The sequence below is a fragment of the Mesorhizobium sp. M1396 genome (assembly GCF_040317725.1).
Taxonomy (GTDB): domain Bacteria; phylum Pseudomonadota; class Alphaproteobacteria; order Rhizobiales; family Rhizobiaceae; genus Mesorhizobium.
This window is the reverse complement of sequence record NZ_JAMYLA010000001.1, coordinates 150,929-172,942: the sequence shown is the minus strand read 5'-3', so window position 1 is coordinate 172,942 and position 22,014 is coordinate 150,929. Positions and strand designations below refer to the sequence as shown.

Genomic DNA, 22,014 nt, shown 5'->3' with positions numbered 1-22,014 from the left:
CCCGCCATGATCATCGACACCCATCTGCATCTCATCGATCGTTCAGCCTTGCGTTATCCCTGGCTGTCAGGCGTGCCGGCGCTCAACCGCGATTTCTCCTATCAGGAATATGCCGTGGAAGCGCGGCGCGTCGGCGTCGAGCGGGTGCTGCACATGGAGGTCGATGTCGATCCGGCCGACATCGAGGCCGAGACCGCTCGTGTCGAAGTTCTGTCACGACAACCTGGCAGCATGCTGGCCGGAGTGATCGCGTCCTGCCGGCCCGAAGAGGCGGATTTTCCGGCCTATCTCGAACGGCAGCAAGCAAACCCGTTCGTCAAAGGCTTCCGCCGTGTTCTCCACGTCATGCCCGACGATCTCTCGGAAGGCGCGCTGTTTCGCGACAACATCAAGCGGCTTGGCGGCACCGGCCTGACCTTCGATCTTGTCGTGCTGCCGCACCAGATCCCGAAGACGATCGCGCTTGCTGACCTGGCGCCCGATGTCCAGTTCGTCCTCGACCATTGTGGCGTGCCCGACATCAAGGGCGGAGCCGAGCATCCGTGGCGCGAGCACATGAGCGAGATCGCGCGGCGCCCGAATATCATGGCCAAGATTTCCGGTGTCGTCGCCTATGCCGATCCCGGCAGTTGGACGGCCGAGACGCTGCGCCCCTATGTCGAGCACACCATCAATTCATTCGGCTGGGATCGTGTCGTCTGGGGCAGCGACTGGCCGGTCTGCACGCTCGGTGGCGGCTTGTCGACCTGGGTGGCGGCGACCCATGCGCTGCTTGCCGGCTGCAGCATTGCGGAGCGCGACGGGCTGTTGTCCGCGAATGCCCGCAAGCTGTGGCGGTTTGTCTAGGCGGGCTCGTTCATGCTTTACGGGCAGCGCCGGGCGCCGGGGAACTTTCCCGAAACAGGCGATTTAGATCGGCAACGACCTGCCGTGCCTGATGCCCGGAGGTCATGCCGAAAAGGATGCGGTCGGACGCCGCTTGCTGGAACGCCATATAGCCGTCATGGCGCGGCCGCACCCACGCACCTTCCAGCGTCGCGCGCGTATTCCGATAGAAATTGCCAGTCGCGTCGTTGACGGTCTGGTCCTCCCAGGCCGCGGCATTGCCGGGCTGGCCGCCGGCGGCGGCATAGGGACCGCGCTGGACATCGCCGCTGGCGACCCAGTAGGCGAAGTCGATCGCGGCATTCCTGGCCTTGGAAAAGGCTGAAATGGCTATGCCGGTGCCACCGAGCGCCGAACCGATCGGGCCGGCGGAACCGATCACCGGAATGTCCGCAAAAGCCAGCCTGTTCTGACGAAAACCAGCCGCCGCATAGGAGACATAGCCATAGATCAGCGGCGCGCAGACGATCCTGGAATCGGCCTCCGCCATGCGCTCCGAGACGGCAATCGGATCCATCTCGAAACAGGCCGGCTCGACCAGCGCCGCAATCTCGCGCATTGCCTCGAAGACGTCGCTGCCGATCTCCACATCGATCAGATCGTGGGACGGATCGGTTGTGCAGGCATGGCCGAGATTGCCGGCCAGCGTGTAGAACGCCATCAGCACATGGGGCGGGCGCAGCGGCAACAACACGCGGCCTTGCCGGGCGAGATCGAGCACATCGCTCCAGCGCGCTGGCGGCGCATCGAGCGCATCCGGCCGCCACGCCTGGACCTGGCTGGCCGCGTCGATCGGGAAGGCCCATTGCCGCCCTTGCCAGTTGTAGCTCCGATAGGACTGGCCCACGCTGCCCGTGGCTAGCGCTGCAAGTTCCGCCTCGCGGCCAGCGACATCCAGCGGCTCGAGGCAGCGCTCCGCTGTGATCTGGCCGACATGCGGATGATCGATGACGATAAGATCATAGGCACGCGCCAATTCCTCGACCGGGAAGGATTCGAAATCCTGCAGTGAGCGCTTGTCCCATTCGATGGTGATGCCGGTCTTTTGCTTCCACAGGGATGAGCAAGCGACCATCGGGTCGTAGCCGCGCGGATGGCTCCAGGTCATGCCCTTGAGTGTGGGCACGCTCACAGGCCGAACTCCTCGCGGATTGCAGCGCTGTGCTGGCCGATGCGCGGTGCCGCCCGGTCGACCTTGGCTCTGACACCATCGACCCGGAGCGGCGAACTGGTGGTCAGGATCGAAACATCGTCCTCGCGTGTCACCGTCTGCAGCATATCGAGCGATTGGAACCCTTCGCTCGCCAGCATCTCCGGCCAAGTCAGCACCTTGGCGCACCAGATGTCGGCCGGCTCGAGAATTTCAAGCCATTCGTCGATGGTTTTGGTGGCGATCCGCTGCGCGATGATCGCCTTGATGTCGTCGCGGGCGGTGAACCAGGATGCCGGCTTGTCGCGATAGGGTGCCAACTCATTAAGCGACAGCAGATCGGCCAACTTGGGTATCGGCGTCATGGCGATGGCGAGATAGCCGTCCTTGGCCGGGTAGACACCGTAAGGCGCCGACAGATAGGCGTGCGCGCTGCGGAAGCTGGAGCGCCTGGGCAAGCGGCGGCCATCATTGAGATGCGTGGTCAGCACCTCGAACTGGAAGTCGACCAGCGCCTCCAGCAGGCTTGTCTCGATATGGCTCCCCTGGCCGGTGATGCCGCGCCTCACCAGTGCCGCCAGAATGCCTTGCGCGCAGGCAGCACCGGCCAGCATGTCGCCGATGGCAAGACCGAACGGCACCGGCCCCTGGTCTTCGTCTCCGTTCAGCCACATTACGCCGGAACGCGCCTGCGCCAGCAGGTCCTGACCCGGCCGCTTGACCCAAGGGCCGTCCTCGCCATAGCCGCTGATCGAGGCGTAGACCAGCCGCGGATTGATCTTGCGGACCGCCTGGTAGTCGAAGCCGAGCCGCTCGATGACGCCCGGTCGGAAATTCTGGATCAGCACATCGGCCTTGGCCAGCAGCCCGCGCAACACCTTGAGATCGGCGTCGTTCTTGAGGTCGATAGCAAGACTTTCCTTCGCCCGGTTGATGGCATGGAAGATGGTGGAATCGCCGCCGATCTCGGTGTCGCTGAGATAGAGCCGGCGCGACAGGTCGCCGCCGTCCGGACGCTCGATCTTGATCACGCGAGCGCCGAGATCGAGCAGTCTGAGCGAGCAGTACGGGCCCGACAGGAACTGGCTCATGTCGACGACGACAAGGCCGGCGAGCGGCAATTCGGCTGCAGCCGGCATCGTTATTTCTCCGTCTTGCCGACAAAGTCGACGGGGTTGCGGTACTTCACCGTCTGCAGGTGCTCGCAGTAGAGAACGAGCTCGCCTTCGCCCTTGAACACCTCATAGCTGGCGCGGATCAGCCCCATCTCCTTGTAGCGGGGCTTCTTGTCGAGGTTGGAGCGGATCGAATAGATCGTATCGCCAATGAAGACAGGCTTTATGAAACGCAGCTTGTCGTAGCCATAGGAAAAGGCGTTGATGCAATTGGTGGCGACCAGCCCGAGGCCGGCCGAGAAGACGAAAGCGCCGGCGATCAGCCGCTTGCCGAAAATCCCTTCGCTCTCGGCAAACATCTGGTCCTGCACATAAGGGTGGATGTCGAGCACCAGCGTGTTGAACAAATGGCTGTCGCCCTCGGCCATCGTGCGCCGTAGCGAACGGATCTTCTGGCCGACCGGCCAGTCCTCGTAGAACCAGTTTTCGGCATTCCACACCGGCAGCGCGGCATGATCCGCCGGCATGTTTTCGGGGTGCGTCGAGGCGACGCCGACCGTGGGCGCGAAATCGTTCATGGCTGGCTCTGCCAGTTCGGGAGGAGGTTCCGCGCAGCCATTTGAACACGCGTCAAGGCGCCTGAATGCACGACGTCTCCTCCCGTCAATCTTCTCTTGTAAATATTCTTTTCACATATGGGATTGCGATGCAAGCACGAAGAGGCGAAAGTTCAGCCGCTCCCGCGCGCCCGAAGAGGCGGCGGGGAGGGAGGAATTCATGCGCAAAGATTGTCTGGTATTTGTCAGCAGCCTGGACCGCGATACCGGGCACGCCAGAGAGATCGGCACGCGGCTGTCCGTTGGTGCGCTGAGCGCCCGCACGCAGCCGTATCGAGGCTCGCACTCAGCTCAAGCCTGTTGTATTGCCGAGAGCTTCCAGTTCGAGCCATTCTCACGCACGAATGTCCACAACTCGGTCGTCTCCGTCGGGTGGTCATCGTCGCCTTCGACGACTTTGCCGCTGGACCGTTCGCGCGTCACGTCACGAGACTCGTAGCGCAATGCGGCCGTGGCGTAGTCGCGGTCATCCTCGCGCCAGCTTTCCGCGATGTCGGCCTGCAGCAAGGTGATGTCCGTTACCTCGTTCCTAAGACCTTTCTGGGCATTGTCGGCCAACTCCTCCGACAGATAGGACACCATCTCGGGGGTCGTTGCGCGGCGCAGAGCGGCATGGTCTTCGCGGCCGAATGCTTCCTGCACATCAGTCAGCAACTGCTGGAATGCGTCGAGGTCGGTCTGGGCCAGCGTGATCTCCTCGGAACCGGTGTCCGGAGAGCCTCCCGAACCGCCGCCAAAGCCGGGAATCGTGAAAGGGCGTGCAGTGCTCGCCTGCGGCTCTGCCGTTGCGCGGCTTTCAAATCTCGACGCCTGGGCATTGCCGGCACCGGCCAGCGCAGGGGCGGGACCGCGCGCGGATTGCGAGCGGAAGAACCTGATGGCCAGCATGATTGCGCCACCGATAAGCAGGGCCTGAAGCAGGAAACCGAACATGCCGGCGAGGCCGCCGAAGCCTTGGCCGACGAGCAGGCCGATCAGGCCGCCTAGCAGCAGGCCGCGCATCATCGTTCCACCGAGGCCACTCATGAAGCCCGGCCGCTGCAAGCCGGCCTGCGGCTGCCGGGTCGCGTTGTTCACACCGGCGTTGGGCGTCATCGAACGCTCGACGGGAGCGGTCGGCGCTGGCGCGGTTCTGGTCGGCGGTGCCGATTGGAACGTACGCATGCCACGACTGCCGAAACTGCCGCCGCGACGGGCCTCGGCATGATCCATCGCGACCATGGAGAATGCGAGGAACAGTCCCGCAAAGAGGACTGCAAATCGGCTTGTGCGGGAAATCATCGGGATGGACCTTTATCGATGCGGTTTTGAAGTTTCAGCAAACGCCGGCCCGGGTGCCGGGCGTCATGCGGTCAATCGAACAACTCTTCGAAGAATGATTTCTTCCGCTTCGGATAGCGGTGGCCCTGCGAGCGGGAATAATCGTCATCGCGCCCCTGGCCCTGTTGCGGCTGGGAGAATGCTGCCGGCTGCGGTGCTGGCGACGCCTCCCTGCCGGAACGCTCGATGATCTTGTCGAGTTCACCTCGATCAAGCCAGACGCCGCGGCACTGCGGGCAGTAATCGATCTCGATACCCTGGCGTTCGCTCATCACGAGCGCGACGCGGCAGGAGGGGCAAACCATACCAAGGAGGGAAGATGTCATGTGGGGCTCCAAACCAAAAATGATTGAGCCCGCTTGACCGAAAAGGGTGGAAACGGGCCCGTTAAAGCGGTCCGACATCACAATCGCCAAAAGCGAGTGTCAGAGGGGCCCGGCCCGCACGGGACAGTTAGGAGTGCGGAGCCGTGCCTTCAAGGGCGATGTTGCCGGCAATGTTGATTTGTTCGCCATCTCTGCTCAAACCGTCACCACGATCTCAGATCGTCACCACGATCTCAGATCGTCACCACGATCTTGCCGAACTGCTCGTTCGACTCCAGGTAGCGGTGCGCCTCGACGATCTGGTCGAACGAAAAGGTCCGGTCGATGATCGGCTTTAGAGCCCCAGTCCCAAGTCCTTCGAGGATAAACGCCTTGGCGGCCTCCAGTTTCGTCGGGTTGCCGGTGATCTCGTGGACGAGGTAGCCGCGCAGCGTCAGTGTCTTGCCCAGCACGGCGGACAGTGGGAACGGCGTCGGCTCGCGGCTGAGGCCACCATATTCGATCAGGATGCCGCCACGCGCCATGGCCGCTGTCAACGGCTCGAAGATCGGGCCGCCGATCGCATCGAAGACGACGCGCACACCTTGCGGTCCGGCGATCTCGTTCAATCGCGCCGCCAGGTTCTCGTCGGCCGTGACCACGACATGTGCCGCGCCGGCGTCGAGCAGCGCCTGCTTCTTCACCGATGTCCGTGTCACCGCGATCGCGGTTGCGCCGACCCTGTTGGCGATCTGGATCGCCGCAAGCCCGACACTGCTCGACGCCGCGGTGATGACAACGGCATCCCCACCGCTAAGCCTGGCAATATCGATTAGCGCGCCATAGGCGGTGAGATACTGCATCCAGACGGCCGCCGCCGTTTGCCAGTCAAGCGACGGCGGATGCTTGACGATGAGCCTGGCGGGATAGGTGACCACCTCGCCATAAGCTGGCCAGCGAACCATCGATCGCGGCGGGATGACACTGACCGCGTCCCCCGGTGCAAAGTCGTTCACGCCTTCGCCCACGGCCTCGATAATACCCGCCGCCTCCAGGCCAAGCTCGGAAGGCAGGGTGGGCGTCTCGATATAGGCGCCCGCGCGCAGCAGCGCCTCGGCGCGATTGAGGCCGAGCGCCTTGACGCGGATTTGAACTTCGCCCGGACCCGGCCGGGGCAATTCGACATCCTCGATGCGCAGAACCTCGGGACCACCATGCTGGTGAAAGCGAACCACACGTACCATTCGGGAGACTCCAAATCATCTGAACCGAATGAGCTATGAAGCTAGGCTCGTCGGGGATAAATGGCTGTAAAGGGAGAACAGTAGGAACCAGGAGTTTTGAATATGGATCGGCTTGAGAGCATGGCCGTGTTCGTCAAAGCCGTCGACCTCGGCTCATTCGCGGCGGCGGCGATCGCGCTCGACCTATCCGGCCCGATGGTCGGCAAGCATGTCCGGTTTCTCGAGGAGCGGCTGGGTGTGCGGCTGCTCAACCGGACCACACGCCGGCAGAGCCTGACCGACTTCGGACGCGCCTATTATGAACGCTGCCGGGTGGTGCTGGCCGAGGCCGAGGCCGCCGATGCGCTCGCCGCCGACCAGTTCTCGGAGCTGCGTGGCAAGCTGCGCGTCACCATGCCGGCGCATTTCGGCCGCCACTGCGTGACGCCGGTGCTGCTGCGGCTGGCGCGGCAATATCCGATGCTGGAACTCGACCTGTCGCTCAGCGACCGCTTCGCCGATTTCGCCGAGGACGGCTACGACCTTGCCATTCGCACCGGTACCCTGGACGACAAGGCGGGGGTGATCGCCCGTCGCGTCGCTCGCCAGGATATGGTCGTGTGCGCCGCGCCCGCCTATCTCCAAAGTCACGGCGAACCCCTGCGGATCGAGGATCTCGCTGACCATCATGCCATCGTCTACCGCCGGCTCGGCCAGATCGTTCAGCCTTGGCTGTTTGCGCGCGAGGCGCAACCGACGCAGGAGATCATGCCGACCGGCCGGTTGCGGCTCGACGATCTCGATGCCATAGGCGACGCGGCTGCCGAGGGCATGGGGGTCGCCTGGCTGCCCTACTGGCTGGTGCGTGACCGCATTCAGACCGGCGCGCTGGTCGCGCTGCTGCCGGACCAGCCGCGGTACCTCTACGACTGCCACGCCCTTTGGCCGCAGACGCCGCATCTGCCGCTGAAGGTGCGGCTTGCCGTCGATGCGCTGGCCGCCGCCCTGCCGAAAATGATGGCCTGGCCGTAGCGTCCGCCTCTCGGTTAAGATCGCGCCGATGTTCCTTGACCTCGGCACGGTCGACGATCAGTTCGTCGCCGCCACGCGTCGACAACAAGGACACACCTCAGCTTGCTTCTGCAAAGCCGATGAAAGAGTGCACGCTCTGGGTCTTTGAGGCGTCGCGTTCCAGTGCCATATGCGTCGCGTTCCAGTGCCATATGAAAGTGGCCGACTGAATGAGCGCATTGCGGGAGGGACGGTTTATGACCAAAGGTTCGGATTTGTTCGTCGCGGCCCTCGAGAACGAAGGGGTCGAACGGATTTTCGGCATTCCGGGCGAAGAAAATCTCGATATCGTCGAATCCATCCGCCGCTCCTCGATCCAGCTGATCCTGACCCGCCACGAGCAGGCGGCTGCCTTCATGGCCGCCACCTATGGCAGGCTGACCGGCAAGCCCGGAGTCTGCATCACCACGCTTGGCCCAGGTGCGCTCAATCTTTCTACCGGTTCGGCCTATGCGCTGCTCGGCGCGATGCCGATGATCATGATCACCGGCCAGAAAGGCATCCTGTCATCCCGGCAGGCGCGCTTCCAGATCGTCGACATCATCGCGGCGATGAAGCCGCTGACCAAGCTGTCGCGCCAGATCGTCTCGCCGAAGATGATCCCGTCGCTGGTGCGCGAAGCTTTCCGTGTCGCCCAGGAAGAGCGACCGGGGCCCGTGCATCTGGAACTGCCGGAAGACATCGCAGCGGCGGAGTGCGAGCCGATCGCACTGGTGCCGACGCACCCGGTCGAACTGCCGCTGGCCAGCCCGGGCGCGCTTGATCGCGCCGCCCGTATGATCATGGAAGCCAGGCGTCCGCTGTTGATGTTCGGCGCGGCGGCGTCGCGGCCGCGCTTGACCTCCGATCTCGCGCAGTTCGTGTTGCGCACGCAAATTCCCTATTTCACCACGCAGATGGGCAAGGGCACCGTGCCCGGCGGCACCGAGCTCTATATGGGAACAGCAGCCCTTTCGGAGCGCGACTATGTGCACGAGGCCATCGAACAGGCCGATCTGATCATCACCATCGGTCACGACACGGTCGAGAAGCCGCCCTTCATCATGGGGGCGAAGGGGCCGAAGGTGATTCATGTCGGCTATCAAACGGCCGATGTCGAGCAGGTCTATTTCCCACAGGCCGAAATCGTCGGCGACCTCGGGCCTTCGCTGGCGCTGCTGGCCGACCGCATCGAGGGCAATATCCCCAACGCGCAGGCCCTTCTGCCGCTGCGTGAGGGTATTTTGAGCCGGATCGCCGCGCGCGCTACCGAAGATCGCTTCACACCGCAGCGCATCGTGCATGACGTTCGCGCCGTGATGCCGGCGGACGGCATACTCTCCCTCGACAATGGCATGTACAAGATCTGGTTCGCGCGCAACTACCGGACGCGGATGGCAAACACGCTGCTGCTCGACAATGCGCTGGCCACCATGGGCGCGGGCTTGCCGTCGGCGATGATGGCGGCACTGCTCTATCCACAGCGCCGCGTCATGGCCATCTGCGGCGACGGTGGCTTCATGATGAACAGCCAGGAAATGGAGACCGCCGTCAGGCTCGAGCTCAATCTCGTCGTCCTGCTGCTCGAGGATCACGCCTACGGCATGATCCGCTGGAAGCAGGCGGTCGACGAGTTTCCGGACTTTGGCATGACCTTCGGCAATCCCGACTTCGTGAAATACGCCGAGGCCTATGGCGCCAAGGGGACCAGGGTTGGCGCGATCGCCGAATTGCGGCCAGCGCTGGAACAGGCCTTCGCCGGCGGCGGCGTGCATCTCGTCGTCGTGCCTATCGACTATTCCGAAAACATAAGGGTGCTTGTCGACGAGTTGCGCGAGCGGCTGCCGACGACACAGGCGCCCTGACGGCGGCGGCAACGCCGCCACCAGGATTGTCGACCTATCCAGATCGGCCGCCGGATGGCTGCGTGGCATGGACAAGGCTCGATGTGCCGCGCAGCCGAAGTTCCTAGACCTTGCAGTAAGGCGTCACCGGTACGATGGTGCCGAAATCCCTAGCGATCTCGTAGCCGATGCCGTCGGCCGCCGCCTTGCCGACAAGTGAAAGTGAAATATGATGCCTAAGCGGGTTGCGGACGAGGCCATTCTCAGCGCGGTCGATGACGGCTTCGCGCGACAGGTCGCGTTTCTGCAAGACCTCGTGCGTTTTCCCTCACAGCGTGGCGAGGAACATGCCGCACAATCCTTTATGGCCGCCGCGTACGAAGCGGATGGCTATGCGGTCGACATGTGGCGCGTCGATGTCGATGCGATTCGCGACCTGCCGGGTTTTTCACCCGTGGCAGTCTCCTATGACGATGCCTTCAATGTCGTTGCCACGCATACGCCGCGAAACGCATTGGGCCGCTCGCTGATCCTCAACGGCCATATCGACGTCGTGCCGACGGGGCCGCTCGACCGCTGGGTGCGCGACCCCTACGATCCGGCGATCGAAGATGGCTGGATGCATGGCCGCGGCGCCGGCGACATGAAGGCCGGCCTGTCCGCCTGCCGCTATGCGCTGACCGCCTTGCGCAGTCTCGGCTACCAGCCGGCCGCGAACGTTTACCTGCAGTCGGTGGTCGAGGAGGAGTGCACCGGCAATGGCGCGCTCGCCTGTCTGCAGCGCGGCTACCGCGCCGACGCCGCTTTCATTCCCGAACCGCTGGAACCGCGACTGATGCGTGCACAGGTCGGTCCGATCTGGTTCCGGGTCGAGGTCGACGGCGATCCGCGGCATGCATCCGGGGCTTTCTCCGCCGGCGCCAATGCCATCGAAAAGGCCTTCGTCATCATCCAGGCGCTGAAGCAGCTCGAAATCGTCTGGAACGCGCGCAAGGTCGATGACAAGCATTTCCACGGCCACCCGCATCCGATCCGCTTCAACCTCGGAAAGATCGAAGGCGGCGAGTGGACGTCGAGCGTTCCGGCGCGCTGTGTCTTCGAGATGCGCGTCGCCACCTATCCCGGCCAGAAGCTCGAAGATGCGAGAGCCGAGCTCGAGGCTTGCATCGCCGATGCGGCCCGCGCCGACCCGGCCAATCGCCCGCCGACCCTCACCTACAATGGCTTCATGGCCGAGGGCTATGTGCTGGAGGGCGCCGACAAGATGGAGGCTGTGCTGCGCCGCAGCCACACCGCCGTCTGGGGCGAGCCGCTGACCGAACACGTCACCTCGGCGACGACCGATGCGCGTTTCTTCGGCCTCTACGCCGACACGCCGGCGATCGTCTACGGCCCGATCTGCCGCATGCCGCATGGCTATGACGAGGCAGTCGATCTCGACTCGGTGCGCAAGGTCACCCAGACGATCGCCCTGTTCATTGCCGACTGGTGCGGCCTCGAACCCATCGATCCCGAGGTCAGGTCATGAGCGCCGCGATGTCCGATGCTTTCGGCGAAACACTCGCCGAGGACGCGCCTGACGTCTCGACCACCGACGCGCTCGCCATCCTGCGCCGGCACTACGGGCTCACCGGCGCCGCGCGTCCTTTGCCTGGCGAACGCGACCACAACTTCCATATCCAGACCGACGGCGAGGGCGAGTTCGTCCTGAAGATCTCCCATCCGGCGGAAGAGGCCGGCTTCACCGACTTCCAGAACAAGGCGCTCGACCACATCCTCGCGGTCGACCCGGCCTTGCCGGTTCCCTCGGTGCGCAAGAGCCTTGAGGGCGAGGCGCAATTCACGGTCAGCGTCGGTGGATCGGCGCCGCGCATCATCCGGCTGGTCACCTATCTGCCCGGCCAGTTGCTGTCGCGCTCACCCCCGTCAGCGGCGCAGGACCGCAATCTCGGTATTTTTCTCGCTCGCCTTGGCCGGGCGCTGCGCGGTTTCTTCCATCCGGCCGCCGGCAGCGACCTGCTTTGGGATATCCGCAAGGTCGCCAAGACGCGACCGATGATGGCGCATATCCCTGACGCTGGCCGGCGGGCCATGGTCGAGCGCGCAATCGACTCCTTCGAGGAGCATGCGGCGCCGGTCATACCGAAACTGCGCGCCCAGATCGTCCACAACGACATGAACTCCTACAATGTGGTGATGGATGCTTCGCGGCCGGAAGTCGTGATCGGCATCCTCGATTTCGGTGACATGATCCATTCGCCGCTGATCTGCGACCTCGCCATCGGCGCCGTCTACCGTTGGCCGGCGGAAGGTCATCCGCTGGCGCCGGCCGCGCGCTTCGTCGCCGGCTATCAATCCGTGCAGCCGCTCGAGGCCGAAGAGATCGGCATTCTCTTCGATCTGATCCGGGCCCGTCTTGCGCTCATCGCCAACATCGCCAGCTGGCAGGCGGAGCGCTTCCCGGCCAAGCGCGACTATGTGCTGCGTCTCGCCACCGAAGTGTGGGCCTCGCTCGAACGGCTGGACGAACTCTCGTCCACTGACGCCCGCCGCTATTTCCTCGACCATTCCAATCCGGAGTAGATGCTCGTGTCCCAGTCCTCGCCATATCCTGCAAATGCCGACGCGACGGCATCGGAGCGCGCGCTGCTCGAACGCCGAGCCAGGCTGCTCGGGCCGACCTACCGCGCCTTCTACCGCAACCCGATCCATCTGGTGCGCGGCAGCGGCGTGTGGCTCTACGACGCCCAGGGCCGCAAGTTCCTCGATGCCTACAACAATGTCGCCTCGGTCGGGCACTGCCATCCGCGCGTGGTCGAGGCGCTGTCGGGGCAGGCCGCGACGCTCAACACCCACACGCGCTATCTCAGCGAAATCATCCTCGACTACGCGGAGAAACTGCTCGGCACCGTTCCGGCCCATCTCGGCCACGCCATGTTCACCTGCACCGGCAGCGAGGCCAACGACCTCGCCATCCGCATCGCCCAGAATTCCAGCGGCGGCACCGGGGTGATCATCACCGATTTCGCCTATCACGGCGCCACGATCGCGACGGCGCAACTGTCACCCGCGGCGGTCGGGGCAAAGGGCGTGCCCGCGCAGCATCGGACCGTGTCGGCGCCGGACACGTTCCGCGACCATGGCCGTGCCGCGCATGATTTCGCCAAGAACGTCGCCACGGCCATCGAGGACATGCGCGCAAAAGGTATCAAGCCGGCAGCGCTGCTTCTCGACTCGGCCTTTTCCAGCGACGGCATCTTCTTTCCCGATGCGGCGGTGATGCGGGAGGCGGCCGATATAGTCAAAAAGGCCGGCGGCATCGTCATCGCCGATGAAGTTCAGTCCGGCTTCGGCCGGCTTGGCCAGGGCATGTGGGGTTTTGCCAACTATGGCATCGAGCCGGACATCGTCACGATGGGCAAGCCGATCGGCGACGGGCATCCGATGGGCGCCGTGCTCGTGCGGCCGCGGCTTGTCGCCTCCTTCGGCTCGAACACCGGCTACTTCAACACTTTCGGCGGCAATCCGGTCGCGGCGGCCGTCGGCCTCGCCGTGCTGGACGTGATCGAAGGCGAGGGGCTGATCGCGAATGCGCGCGATGTTGGCGCCTATGCGGCTGACCTGCTGCGCACCCTGCAAAGCCGGCATGGCGCGGTCGCCGATGTCAGGCACAACGGCCTTTATTTCGGTGTCGAGCTGACAGCGGACGGCGAGGCTCTGGCTGCCACCAAGACATCAGCGGTTGTCGAAGCCATGCGCGAGGACGGCGTTCTGATCTCGTCCAGCGGTCCGCGCGGCAATGTGCTGAAGATCAGGCCACCTCTGCCGTTTGCCAGGGACAATGCCGAGCAGCTGGCCGAGACGCTCGATCGCGCCCTGTCGAACTGGTGAGCGGGCCGAACGCATGCTGAAGCTCGAACATCAAACCCTGAATGACCGCGCCTATGGCGCGCTCAAGCAGGAGCTGATTTCCGGTGGCTTCAGCCCGGGCCAGACACTGGTCATCCGCAAGCTCGCCGAGACGTTCGGCATCTCGACGACACCGATCCGCGAGGCGCTGCAACGGCTTGTCGCCGAGCGGCTTCTGGAGATGCAGAACAACCGCTCGGTCATCGTCCCCTTGCTGTCCGCGCCCGCCTTCGAGGAATTGACGCGCATCCGCATCGCCGTCGAGGGGCTGGCGGGCGAGATGGCGGCGACCAGGATCAGCGAAAGCGGGCTGGCTGACATACAGGCGACCCTTGCCGGCATGCAGCGTGCCATCGAGGCCGGCGACGCCAGGGCCTAGCTGACGCTGAACGAGGCCTTCCACTTCGCCATCTACCAGCACGCCGACGCGCCGATCCTTTTGAACATGATCCGCGATCTCTGGGGACGGGTCGGGCCTTATCTCAAGCTGCTGATGCAGGCCGATCGCTACATCCCGCAGCCGAATGACGCGCATCGCAAGATCGTTGCCGCACTGGAGCAGCGCAGCGGTTCCACTGTGCGGATTTTCATAGAAGAGGACATCGCCATGGCGGCTGCGGTTCTGTCGGCAAACCTTGGCAAGGTGAAGTGACTGCCTAGCTCGTCCTGTCCAACCGGTCGCGCAGCATGCTCCAGCCGAGCAACATGTTGGGCGCATGCCGCAGCATGGCGTGGAACGGGATCGGCGCCGGCGGCGCGAAGGGCAGCGGCAGGTCGCGGGCGTCGGTTCCAAAGGCCCAGTCGGCCAGCACCTTGCCCATTGCCGTCGTCATGGCGATGCCACGGCCGTTGCAGGCACGACCGGCGATCAGGCCGGGACCGAGGTCGATCAGATGCGGAAGGAAATCCGGTTCGACCGCGGCCATTCCCGACCAGCTATAGGCGAGCGGTGGCAGGTCAGGCAGACCGAGATGCCGGCCAAGCCTTCGCCAGATCGTCTGCGGTACACGCGTGTCGGCGCCGGCGCCGAGTATATGCATGCCGCCGCTGATCAGCCGGTTTTCGGCGTCGAAGCGGAAGGTGAACAGATTGCGCCTGGTGTCGCCGACGCCTTGCCCGCCGGGAAGCAACCGGCTGCGTACTTCACGAGGCAGTGGCGCTGTCGCGATCTGGAAGACTTTCAGCGGGAAATAGGTTCGCTGCAATGACGGATCGAGGGACCAGCCATAGGCGTTGGTGGCGATCAACACCTTGGCGGCGCGCACCGATCCCGCCGGCGTTTTCAGCATCCAACCATCGGCGATGCGATCGACCGAAGTGACGCGCGTCCGCTCGAAGATATTCGCGCCGGCTTTCTCCGCCGCATCGGCGAGCCCGCGCGCGTACTCAACCGGATTGAGCACGCCGCCAGAATGATCCATCCAGCCGCCGGCATAGCCCGGCACGCCCGTCAGTGCCTCGACATCCTGCCGATCCAATGTGACTGCCGGCCGGCCACGCCGTGCCCATTGCCCGGCACGTGACTTGACCTTCTCGAAGGCCGCAGGCGAATGCGCCGGCTGGATCCATCCGCTCTGCACCGCGTCGCAGTCGATGCCATGCTGCCGGATCAGGCGGAACACCAGATCGGCGCTGCCGGCGGCGAAATCGATCAGCCTTTCGCCGCGCGAAGGCCCGAGATGGGCCAGTATGTCGGCCGGGTCCATCTTGGCGAAGTTCGGCACGACGAAGCCGGCATTCCTGCCCGTCGCGCCCCAGGCGATGATTTCGGCTTCGAGAACGGCGACGGAAAGGCCTTTCTCGGCGGCGTGCAGCGCGGTTGAAAGGCCGGAAAAGCCGCCGCCGACGATGGCGAGATCGACATCGTCTCCGCCTTGCAGCGCCGGCCGCTCGCGGCGATTGCGGCTGACCGCATGCCAGAGCGAAGCGTCATGGGCTTCCTGCCGGACCACGGCGTTCATGACCCGGAACTGCTCTTGGCCTGAGCGATCTTCGCCCGCTTGCCGAACCATGGCAGCCGCGGCCTGTCGCCGAACAGGCCGTTTGGCCGGATCAGCAGGATGACGCAAAGCATGACGCCGATGGCGGCGATCTGCAGCGCGGCGGCGCGCGCCTGCTGTTCGGGCGGGAACAGCACGCTGGTCAACGTGCCCGATCCGGCCCATATCGCCCACACCAGAATGCTGCCGATGACGGCGCCGAGATTGCTGCCCGAGCCGCCGACGATCAGCATCACCCAGACCTGGAAGGTCAGGATCGGCAGGTAATTGTCCGGCGCGATGAAGCCGGTGAAATGCGCCTGCAGCGCGCCGGCCAGCGCCATGATCGCGCCACCGACGGCAAAGGCCTGGACGCGGTAGAAACGAGCGCTTTTGCCAAGTGAGATCGCCGCCCGCTCGTCCTCGCGCAGTGCCTTCAGCACGCGTCCCCACGGGCTGCGCGACAGATGCTCCAAAGCGAGATAGGCGATCAGCGTCACGGCCGAGACGACGGCGAGGTTCGACAGGTTGAACAGCAGCGGTGTTTCGGCAAGGCCGCCGAAGGGGCGCGGGATGAAGCCGATGCCGAATGGGCCGCCGGTCAGTTTCTGCGCGTTAAGCGCGACCAGTTGCACGACGACGGCAACGCCAAAGGTGGTGATCGCCAGATAGTCGGACCTGAGCCGCAGCGTCGCCATGCCGGTAAGCGCCGCGGCGATACCGCCGACGACCATGGCGCCCGCCCAGCCGGCAAGGATCGGCAGGCCGAAGCCGCCGAGTCGTGCAGCGTCGTCCGGTGTCGTCAGCAGCGCGGATGTATAGGCGCCGATGGCGACGAAGCCGGCGAGGCCGACATTGAACAGGCCGGTCAGCCCCCATTGCAAATTGAGCCCCAGCGTGACCAGCGAAAAGATCAGCGCGGTGGTCAGGAAGAAGGCGCCGTAGCCAAGCAGGTCCATCAGCGTTCCCTCACACCAAACAGGCCGATCGGCCGCACGAACAGCACCGCCATCAGGATGATGAAGGAGATCGCGGCGCGCCATTCGGCGCCGATCAATTGCACCGCGCCGGCTTCGGCCAGCCCGATGATCATCCCGCCGAGCACCGCCCCTGGGATGCTGCCGATGCCGCCGAGAATGGCGGCGGCAAACATCGGCAGCAGCATGTCGAAGCCCATGAACGGGCGGATCTGCACCAGAATGCCGATCATCACGCCGGCCACGCAGGCGAGCGCCCCGCCGATGACCCAGGTGACGCGCACCACGCTGGCGACGTCGATGCCGACGATGCGGGCTAGCGCCGCGTTCTGGCTCAAGGCCTGCATTGAGCGTCCGGTCTGCGTGCGCGTCATCAACAGATGCACGCCGAGCACGAGCACCGCGGTCAGCAGCAGCAAGGCGATCTGGTCGGGCGTGATGCGGATGCCGAAGCCGACCGGCATGGCGATCTGGATCGCCCGGCTGAAATAAGTCGGCCGCGAGCTGAAGGTGAATTCGAGCAGGCTTCTCAGCGCCATCGAGGCGCCGAAGCTCGCCATCACCACGATGATCGCCTGGCCTTGCGAGCGAAGCCGCGCGAACAGTACCCTGTCGAGCAGCAGCGCCAAGAGGGCGGTGAAGGCCATGCCGACGATCAGCGCGACAATGAGCGGCCAGCCGAAGGACAACGGCGCGATCGGCGCCACCTTGCCGAAGGTCGCGCCGATGGCGCTGACGACGGCCAATGTCGCATAGGTGCCCCAGGCCATGAAATCGCCATGGGCGAAGTTCGAGAAGCGCAGGATCGAATAGGTGAGCGTCACGCCGATCGCGCCCAAGCCGATCATCGAGCCCGTCAAAAGTCCGTCGACGACGAATTGCAGGCTCATCCCCCACCTCCTGTGTCGGACTTACGGGGTCGCTGGCCGAGATAGAGCTCGGCGACGACCGGATCGTTCCACAGTTCGGAGGCGACGCCCTCGTGCCGGTCCTTGCCCTCGACCAGCACATAGGCGCGGTCGCCGATGGCAAGCGCTGCCTTTGCATTCTGTTCGACCAAAAGGATGGTGACGCCGGATCTGCGGATGCCGGCCAGCATCTCGAACACCATCGAGACGAATTTCGGCGACAGACCGGCCGATGGTTCGTCGAGCACCAGCACCTTGGGGTGGACGATCAGCGCCCGTGCGACGGCCAGCATCTGCCGCTGTCCGCCTGAAAGGTTGCCGGCGGCGGTCCGCCGCTGGCGGACGAGGTCGGGGAAGGCCGCATACATCTCCTCGATGCGGGCGGGGATTTCGCGCCGCTCGAGGATGCCGCAGGCGACCTTGAGATTGTCCTCGACCGACATCAGCGGGAAGATGTTTTCGGTCTGCGGTACGAACGCCAGGCCGAGCCGCACCATGGTGTGGGCCGGCGAGGCGGTGATGTCCTTGCCGTCCAGAAACACCGTGCCGCCGGTGATCGGGACGAGGCCGGCGATGGCTTTGATGAAGCTCGACTTGCCGGCGCCGTTGGGGCCAAGGACGACGACGATCTCGCCCTTGCCGACGGTGATCGAGGCGCCGCGCACGATCGGCACTCCGGGCTCGTAGCCGGCTTCGAGATCGCGGACATCGAGGACGGTCGCGCTCATGCGGCGCCTCCGAGATAGGCCTCGATGACGCGTGGGTCGCGGGCGACTTGTTCCGCCGTGCCTTCGCTGAGCAACTGGCCGCTCGCCATGACCAGGACGCGATGGCAGAGCCGTGTCACCATGTCGATGTTGTGCTCGATCAAGAGGAAGGTGATGCCGCGCGCGTTGATATCGCGGATGCGGTCGATGATGACTTCGAGCAGCGTTGCGTTGACGCCCGCCGCCGGTTCGTCGAGCAGGATGATCGCCGGATCGGCCATCATGACGCGGGCGAGTTCGAGCAGCTTGCGCTGGCCACCGGAAAGCACGCGCGCCGGCTCATGCGCGAGATGGGTGAGGGTGACGAGCTCCAGCAGTTCGAGCGCCTTTGTCCTGGCTGCTCGTTCCTGCGCCGCCACGCGCCACGGGGTGACGAAATTGGCGAGCAGCTTTTCGCCGGCCTGGCCCTGTGCGGCCAGCATGATGTTTTCGATCAGCGTCAGGTTGGGCAGCGGGCGCGGGATCTGGAAGGTACGGCCAAGACCGCGCCCGATGCGCAGATGCGCGGCTTCCCCGGAGACGCGCGTGCCATTGAGCAGGATCTCGCCGCCGGTCGGCAGGATGCTGCCGGCGAGCAGATCGAACATCGTCGTCTTGCCGGCGCCGTTCGGGCCGATGAGACCGAGGATTTCTCCAGCCCTGACGTCGAACGAGACATCGTTGACGGCGACGAGGCCGCCGAACCGCCTGACGACGTTCCTTGCCGTCAGAACCGGAGCACGGGTTTCTTGCCCTTGCCGTCTGGTTGCCTCGCTCATCAAACCCTCTGGCCGAAGACGATCGTTGCCGTCTCCTGATTATTGATTTGTGATCACACTTGCTTTGATCACGCTATTCGGCTTTAATCTCGTCCGCAAGCCGAAAACCGGCCAAGAACGGAATTCCATGCAAAAGGCTGCCATCGAAAAGAACAACGAGGCGATCGCGGCTCAACTGGCGCCGGTCGGCCGCGAAACGGTGCAGGATCGTGTCTATTCCGAACTGCGCCGTGCCCTGATTGGCGGCCTGTTCGAACCAAGCCAGGTGCTGACCATCCGTGGCCTGGCCGATGCGCTGGTCACCTCGACCATGCCGGTGCGCGAGGCGCTCGGCCGGCTGATCACGGAAAAGGCGCTGGAGGCGCTGCCCAACCGCTCGGTGCGCGTGCCGCCGATCACGCTGGAGCGCCTCGACGATCTCTTGCGCGCTCGCATCCTGATCGAGGGCGAGGCGATCGCGCTGGCAGCCGCCCGCATGGGTCCGCGCCAGATCGCCACCATCGAAACCATTCTCGGCGAATGGGACGAGATGCGGGCGCTGAAACACAAGAAGGACGTCGATCGCGAAGTGACGCTCAACCAGAGCTTTCACTTCGAGATCTACCGCTCCTGCGGCTCGGCCGTGCTGATCCCGATGATCGAGAGCCTGTGGCTGCAATCGGGCCCCTGCATCCGTGTCGCCATCTACGCCTTCTCGGAAGCCGGCGAGGTCGACACCGCCCAGTATCACCGCCGCATCGTCACGGCGCTGTCCACGCAGGATGCGCAGGCGGCGCGTGAATCGCTGGTCGCCGACATCAGCCGACCCTTCACCTTCCTGCGCAGCAAGCTGCAGGCTGTCGCCGCGAAAGACCAGACATGACCTCCATCAGGATCACCGAGCCGCGCTCGCAGCTTTCCGTGACTGCGCTCCTGCTGCCTGGGAAGGCGCCGGAGAACGCCGCCTTCCTCTCGGCGTACCTCGGCACGCCACGTGTCGTCCCTGGCATCCACGCGATGTGGACAGGGCCGGAAATCTCCTGTCCGGTTCCGGCGGCCGATCTCGAGGGCCAGGCCTTTGCCAGGCCTTTGCCGGCCGAGAACGCCACGCTGACACCGCAGCCTGGCGACATCGTGTTGTCCTATGTGCCGCCGCGCATGTGGGGCGGCAACCCCAATGCGATCTTCGACATCGGCCTCTACTACGGGCAGGGCGCGCGGCTGCTGTTTCCGATCGGCTGGCTCGCCGGCAGCGTGGTGGCGCAAGTGCGCGCCGAAGAGCGTGATCAGTTCGCCGCCGCATGTGGGGTGATCCGGCGCAATGGCGCCTGCGACGTCACTTTCAGCCTGGTGGAGGCCTGAAATGGCCGACGACAGTTTCGAGCTGTTCGACCTTCGCGTCGAGGCGGTCATTCCTGAGGGCAAACCGATCTATTGCGGCGCCAAGGCCGGCGACTATTTCGAGCTCAAGGGCGAGATGCTGTCGATGCCGGCAGGGCAGGGGTTTTCGATCTATTCGCTCGCCGCCGTGCTGCCGCTGCTGGCGGCGAAGCAGCGCCCTACCCACGCGAACGACTGGATGACCTCTGACGCCGAGATCGCTTGTCCCGACCCCAATTGCGCCAGCCGGCTCCGGATCGTCAGGGTGGCCAAGCGGCGGTTCAGCCATGCCGAGACCACGGCCGTGCCGCTGCCGAAGGAGGATGACCTGACATGATCGCCAAGTCCTTCGAACTCGGCCCCGGCTATACAATCTCGCGCGTCATCCGCGGCGGCTGGCAGCTGGCCGGCGGCCACGGCGCCATCGACCGCGGCCAAGCAGTTGCCGATCTGATCGCCACCTTCGATGCCGGCATCTGGACCTATGATTGCGCCGACATCTACACCGGTGTCGAGGAGCTCATTGGCGCGGCGCGCCTGCGGCTGGCCAGCGAGCGCGGCCTCGACGTCGCGGCCAGGATGAAGGTGCACACCAAGCTGGTGCCCGACCTCGAACGGCTGGCCAGCATCAGCCGAGACTATATCAGGGGGATCGTCGACCAGTCGCTACGGCGGCTCAAGACCGAGCGGCTCGATCTCGTGCAGTTCCACTGGTGGGACTATGCGCAGCCCCGCTACGTCGATGCTATGGGCTGGCTCGACGAGCTTCGGCTGGAAGGCAAGGTGCGCAATCTCGGCACCACCAATTTCGACACGCCGCGGCTTGCCGAAATCCTCGCCGCCGGCATCCCGCTGGTCAGCCAGCAACTGCAATATTCTGTGCTCGATCAGCGGCCGGGCAACAGCCTGGCGGCACTGGCAAAACAGAACGGCGTCAGCTTCCTCTGCTACGGCTCCGTCGCCGGCGGCTTCCTCAGCGACAAATGGCTCGGTGCGGCCGAGCCCGCCACGCCGCTCGAAAACCGTTCGCTGGTCAAATACAAGCTGATCATCGACGATTTCGGCGGCTGGGACCTATTCCAGCACCTGCTTCAGGCGCTGAAGGCCGTTGGCGACCGCCACGGCGTTGACATCGCCACCATCGCCAGCGCCTGGGTGCTGGAGCAGCCGCAAGTGGCGGCTGTCATCGTCGGCGCCCGCAACCAGGCGCATGCGCTGGCCAATGCGAAAATCATGGACGTTGCGCTCGACGCCGATGACCGGGCACGGATTGCTACCGTCATCGCACAAGGCACCGGCCTCGAGGGAGACGTCTACACGCTGGAGCGCGACCGTCACGGCCGCCACGGCTCGATCATGCACTACAACCTCAATGCGGGGAAGAAATGAGCGGCGAACCCTCCCTGTTTTCACGCGCCAGCGCCGAGGTCATCGACCTGCATCGCTTCTTCGTCGACTGGTTCGTCGCCGCGCGAGCCAATACGGTGGACTTCGGCCGCTTCGAACGCGCCATGGGCGAAGACCTCAGCATGGTGGCACCGGACGGGCAGGTCCTCGATCGCGAAGCGGTCGTCGACCATGTCCGCTCGAGCCGCGCCTCTTGCGACGACGGTTTTGCCATTTCGATCGAGGACATCCGGCCCGGCTGGCAGGACGCGGACACGATCGTCGTCCTTTACGTCGAGGCACAGCTGCGCGGCGGCAAGCACAGCCGCCGCCAGTCGAGTGCCGTCTTCACCACCAGTTCATCGGCGCCCAACGGGGTCGAATGGCGACATCTGCATGAAACCTGGCTGCAGGTGCCGGAATGCTGAAACAGGCTCCAGAGATCAAATACAGTTGAGTAAC

General features: G+C 64.6%; 23 protein-coding genes and 1 pseudogene. 12 read left to right on the top strand and 12 right to left on the bottom strand.

Features of this window, described 5'->3' with window-relative positions:
• Nucleotides 1–6: 6 nt before the first annotated feature.
• Nucleotides 7–846: an amidohydrolase family protein gene (locus NKH02_RS00835; protein ID WP_352875664.1), complete on the top strand. Its 840-nt coding sequence runs from the start codon at nucleotides 7–9 to the stop codon at nucleotides 844–846.
• 10 nt (nucleotides 847–856) lie between these two features.
• Here NKH02_RS00835 and NKH02_RS00830 read toward each other — a convergent pair whose 3' ends face one another.
• From NKH02_RS00830 to NKH02_RS00805, 6 genes are all read right to left on the bottom strand, one after another.
• Nucleotides 857–2,017: an extracellular solute-binding protein gene (locus tag NKH02_RS00830; RefSeq protein ID WP_352875662.1), complete on the bottom strand. Its 1,161-nt coding sequence runs from the start codon at nucleotides 2,015–2,017 to the stop codon at nucleotides 857–859.
• Nucleotides 2,014–3,174 (bottom strand): CaiB/BaiF CoA transferase family protein, encoded by a 1,161-nt coding sequence (locus tag NKH02_RS00825; protein WP_352866875.1) that lies wholly within the window; start codon nucleotides 3,172–3,174, stop codon nucleotides 2,014–2,016. Before NKH02_RS00825 ends, NKH02_RS00830 begins: the two co-directional genes overlap by 4 nt.
• A 2-nt stretch (nucleotides 3,175–3,176) precedes the next feature.
• Nucleotides 3,177–3,728: a MaoC family dehydratase gene (locus tag NKH02_RS00820; protein WP_352875661.1), complete on the bottom strand. Its 552-nt coding sequence runs from the start codon at nucleotides 3,726–3,728 to the stop codon at nucleotides 3,177–3,179.
• Between the two features lie 330 nt (nucleotides 3,729–4,058).
• Complete coding sequence (locus tag NKH02_RS00815; protein WP_352875660.1) at nucleotides 4,059–5,048, bottom strand: Tim44 domain-containing protein; 990 nt, start codon at nucleotides 5,046–5,048, stop codon at nucleotides 4,059–4,061.
• 71 nt (nucleotides 5,049–5,119) lie between these two features.
• Nucleotides 5,120–5,413, bottom strand: coding sequence for a TFIIB-type zinc ribbon-containing protein (locus NKH02_RS00810; RefSeq protein WP_352866913.1), 294 nt, complete (start codon nucleotides 5,411–5,413; stop codon nucleotides 5,120–5,122).
• A 233-nt stretch (nucleotides 5,414–5,646) separates the two neighbouring features.
• A complete protein-coding gene (locus NKH02_RS00805) occupies nucleotides 5,647–6,636 on the bottom strand; it encodes a zinc-dependent alcohol dehydrogenase family protein (RefSeq protein WP_352875659.1) in 990 nt (329 codons plus the stop codon).
• A 102-nt stretch (nucleotides 6,637–6,738) separates the two neighbouring features.
• Here NKH02_RS00805 and NKH02_RS00800 point away from each other — a divergent pair, with 102 nt between their 5' ends.
• Both NKH02_RS00800 and NKH02_RS00795 read left to right on the top strand, forming a co-directional pair.
• Entirely contained in the window at nucleotides 6,739–7,647 is a 909-nt protein-coding gene (locus NKH02_RS00800; RefSeq protein WP_352875658.1) for a LysR family transcriptional regulator, read from the top strand.
• Between the two features lie 236 nt (nucleotides 7,648–7,883).
• The gene (locus tag NKH02_RS00795) at nucleotides 7,884–9,530 is read left to right on the top strand and encodes an acetolactate synthase large subunit (RefSeq protein ID WP_352866882.1); all 1,647 of its coding nucleotides are present in this window, start codon (nucleotides 7,884–7,886) and stop codon (nucleotides 9,528–9,530) included.
• Nucleotides 9,531–9,633: 103 nt separating this feature from the next.
• Here NKH02_RS00795 and NKH02_RS00790 read toward each other — a convergent pair whose 3' ends face one another.
• Complete coding sequence (locus NKH02_RS00790) at nucleotides 9,634–9,819, bottom strand: hypothetical protein (protein ID WP_352866918.1); 186 nt, start codon at nucleotides 9,817–9,819, stop codon at nucleotides 9,634–9,636.
• Between NKH02_RS00790 and NKH02_RS00785 the strand changes: the two genes are divergently transcribed.
• From NKH02_RS00785 to NKH02_RS00770, 4 genes and pseudogenes are all read left to right on the top strand, one after another.
• A complete protein-coding gene (locus tag NKH02_RS00785; protein WP_352866915.1) occupies nucleotides 9,742–11,037 on the top strand; it encodes an ArgE/DapE family deacylase in 1,296 nt (431 codons plus the stop codon). The genes NKH02_RS00790 and NKH02_RS00785 overlap by 78 nt on opposite strands.
• On the top strand, nucleotides 11,034–12,092 hold the full coding sequence (locus tag NKH02_RS00780; RefSeq protein WP_352875656.1) for a phosphotransferase: 1,059 nt from the start codon (nucleotides 11,034–11,036) through the stop codon (nucleotides 12,090–12,092). Before NKH02_RS00785 ends, NKH02_RS00780 begins: the two co-directional genes overlap by 4 nt.
• A complete protein-coding gene (locus NKH02_RS00775) occupies nucleotides 12,093–13,400 on the top strand; it encodes an aspartate aminotransferase family protein (RefSeq protein ID WP_352866885.1) in 1,308 nt (435 codons plus the stop codon). It begins immediately after the preceding gene.
• Nucleotides 13,351–14,070 (top strand): annotated as a pseudogene (locus tag NKH02_RS00770) (GntR family transcriptional regulator). The gene NKH02_RS00775 and the pseudogene NKH02_RS00770 overlap by 50 nt, the downstream one beginning before the upstream one ends.
• Before the next feature lie 4 nt (nucleotides 14,071–14,074).
• Here NKH02_RS00770 and NKH02_RS00765 read toward each other — a convergent pair.
• Genes NKH02_RS00765 through NKH02_RS00745 form a run of 5 tightly spaced genes read right to left on the bottom strand, consistent with a single transcriptional unit; the run spans nucleotide 14,075 to nucleotide 18,807 of the window.
• Complete coding sequence (locus NKH02_RS00765) at nucleotides 14,075–15,379, bottom strand: NAD(P)/FAD-dependent oxidoreductase (RefSeq protein WP_352867388.1); 1,305 nt, start codon at nucleotides 15,377–15,379, stop codon at nucleotides 14,075–14,077.
• A complete protein-coding gene (locus NKH02_RS00760; RefSeq protein WP_352867410.1) occupies nucleotides 15,376–16,359 on the bottom strand; it encodes a branched-chain amino acid ABC transporter permease in 984 nt (327 codons plus the stop codon). The genes NKH02_RS00765 and NKH02_RS00760 overlap by 4 nt, the downstream gene beginning before the upstream one ends.
• On the bottom strand, nucleotides 16,356–17,264 hold the full coding sequence (locus NKH02_RS00755; protein ID WP_352875654.1) for a branched-chain amino acid ABC transporter permease: 909 nt from the start codon (nucleotides 17,262–17,264) through the stop codon (nucleotides 16,356–16,358). The genes NKH02_RS00760 and NKH02_RS00755 overlap by 4 nt, the downstream gene beginning before the upstream one ends.
• Nucleotides 17,261–18,010 carry an ABC transporter ATP-binding protein gene (locus NKH02_RS00750; protein ID WP_352875652.1) on the bottom strand — a complete coding sequence of 250 codons (750 nt, stop codon included), beginning with the start codon at nucleotides 18,008–18,010 and terminating at the stop codon, nucleotides 17,261–17,263. The genes NKH02_RS00755 and NKH02_RS00750 overlap by 4 nt, the downstream gene beginning before the upstream one ends.
• Nucleotides 18,007–18,807: an ABC transporter ATP-binding protein gene (locus NKH02_RS00745; protein WP_352875650.1), complete on the bottom strand. Its 801-nt coding sequence runs from the start codon at nucleotides 18,805–18,807 to the stop codon at nucleotides 18,007–18,009. The genes NKH02_RS00750 and NKH02_RS00745 overlap by 4 nt, the downstream gene beginning before the upstream one ends.
• 127 nt (nucleotides 18,808–18,934) lie before the next feature.
• On the opposite strand from NKH02_RS00745, the gene NKH02_RS00740 reads away from it, so the two are divergent.
• Genes NKH02_RS00740 through NKH02_RS00720 form a run of 5 tightly spaced genes read left to right on the top strand, consistent with a single transcriptional unit; the run spans nucleotide 18,935 to nucleotide 21,980 of the window.
• On the top strand, nucleotides 18,935–19,669 hold the full coding sequence (locus NKH02_RS00740; RefSeq protein WP_352867377.1) for a GntR family transcriptional regulator: 735 nt from the start codon (nucleotides 18,935–18,937) through the stop codon (nucleotides 19,667–19,669).
• A complete protein-coding gene (locus NKH02_RS00735) occupies nucleotides 19,666–20,148 on the top strand; it encodes a DUF3830 family protein (protein WP_352875648.1) in 483 nt (160 codons plus the stop codon). The genes NKH02_RS00740 and NKH02_RS00735 overlap by 4 nt, the downstream gene beginning before the upstream one ends.
• A 1-nt stretch (nucleotide 20,149) precedes the next feature.
• Nucleotides 20,150–20,503, top strand: a complete 354-nt coding sequence (locus NKH02_RS00730; RefSeq protein ID WP_352875647.1) for a TIGR04076 family protein — start codon at nucleotides 20,150–20,152, stop codon at nucleotides 20,501–20,503.
• Nucleotides 20,500–21,555, top strand: coding sequence for an aldo/keto reductase (locus tag NKH02_RS00725; protein WP_352875645.1), 1,056 nt, complete (start codon nucleotides 20,500–20,502; stop codon nucleotides 21,553–21,555). The genes NKH02_RS00730 and NKH02_RS00725 overlap by 4 nt, the downstream gene beginning before the upstream one ends.
• Nucleotides 21,552–21,980, top strand: a complete 429-nt coding sequence (locus NKH02_RS00720; RefSeq protein ID WP_352867368.1) for a DUF4440 domain-containing protein — start codon at nucleotides 21,552–21,554, stop codon at nucleotides 21,978–21,980. Before NKH02_RS00725 ends, NKH02_RS00720 begins: the two co-directional genes overlap by 4 nt.
• The last annotated feature ends 34 nt before the right edge of the window (nucleotides 21,981–22,014 follow it).

Coding starts and splice junctions, on each gene's coding strand:
- NKH02_RS00835 (WP_352875664.1), top strand. CDS start 7: ATGATCATCGACACCCATCTGCATCTCATCGATCGTTCAGCCTTGCGT.
- NKH02_RS00825 (WP_352866875.1), bottom strand. CDS start 3,174: ATGCCGGCTGCAGCCGAATTGCCGCTCGCCGGCCTTGTCGTCGTCGAC.
- NKH02_RS00820 (WP_352875661.1), bottom strand. CDS start 3,728: ATGAACGATTTCGCGCCCACGGTCGGCGTCGCCTCGACGCACCCCGAA.
- NKH02_RS00815 (WP_352875660.1), bottom strand. CDS start 5,048: ATGATTTCCCGCACAAGCCGATTTGCAGTCCTCTTTGCGGGACTGTTC.
- NKH02_RS00810 (WP_352866913.1), bottom strand. CDS start 5,413: ATGACATCTTCCCTCCTTGGTATGGTTTGCCCCTCCTGCCGCGTCGCG.
- NKH02_RS00805 (WP_352875659.1), bottom strand. CDS start 6,636: ATGGTACGTGTGGTTCGCTTTCACCAGCATGGTGGTCCCGAGGTTCTG.
- NKH02_RS00800 (WP_352875658.1), top strand. CDS start 6,739: ATGGATCGGCTTGAGAGCATGGCCGTGTTCGTCAAAGCCGTCGACCTC.
- NKH02_RS00795 (WP_352866882.1), top strand. CDS start 7,884: ATGACCAAAGGTTCGGATTTGTTCGTCGCGGCCCTCGAGAACGAAGGG.
- NKH02_RS00785 (WP_352866915.1), top strand. CDS start 9,742: ATGCCTAAGCGGGTTGCGGACGAGGCCATTCTCAGCGCGGTCGATGAC.
- NKH02_RS00780 (WP_352875656.1), top strand. CDS start 11,034: ATGAGCGCCGCGATGTCCGATGCTTTCGGCGAAACACTCGCCGAGGAC.
- NKH02_RS00775 (WP_352866885.1), top strand. CDS start 12,093: ATGCTCGTGTCCCAGTCCTCGCCATATCCTGCAAATGCCGACGCGACG.
- NKH02_RS00765 (WP_352867388.1), bottom strand. CDS start 15,379: ATGAACGCCGTGGTCCGGCAGGAAGCCCATGACGCTTCGCTCTGGCAT.
- NKH02_RS00755 (WP_352875654.1), bottom strand. CDS start 17,264: ATGAGCCTGCAATTCGTCGTCGACGGACTTTTGACGGGCTCGATGATC.
- NKH02_RS00750 (WP_352875652.1), bottom strand. CDS start 18,010: ATGAGCGCGACCGTCCTCGATGTCCGCGATCTCGAAGCCGGCTACGAG.
- NKH02_RS00745 (WP_352875650.1), bottom strand. CDS start 18,807: ATGAGCGAGGCAACCAGACGGCAAGGGCAAGAAACCCGTGCTCCGGTT.
- NKH02_RS00740 (WP_352867377.1), top strand. CDS start 18,935: ATGCAAAAGGCTGCCATCGAAAAGAACAACGAGGCGATCGCGGCTCAA.
- NKH02_RS00735 (WP_352875648.1), top strand. CDS start 19,666: ATGACCTCCATCAGGATCACCGAGCCGCGCTCGCAGCTTTCCGTGACT.
- NKH02_RS00730 (WP_352875647.1), top strand. CDS start 20,150: ATGGCCGACGACAGTTTCGAGCTGTTCGACCTTCGCGTCGAGGCGGTC.
- NKH02_RS00725 (WP_352875645.1), top strand. CDS start 20,500: ATGATCGCCAAGTCCTTCGAACTCGGCCCCGGCTATACAATCTCGCGC.
- NKH02_RS00720 (WP_352867368.1), top strand. CDS start 21,552: ATGAGCGGCGAACCCTCCCTGTTTTCACGCGCCAGCGCCGAGGTCATC.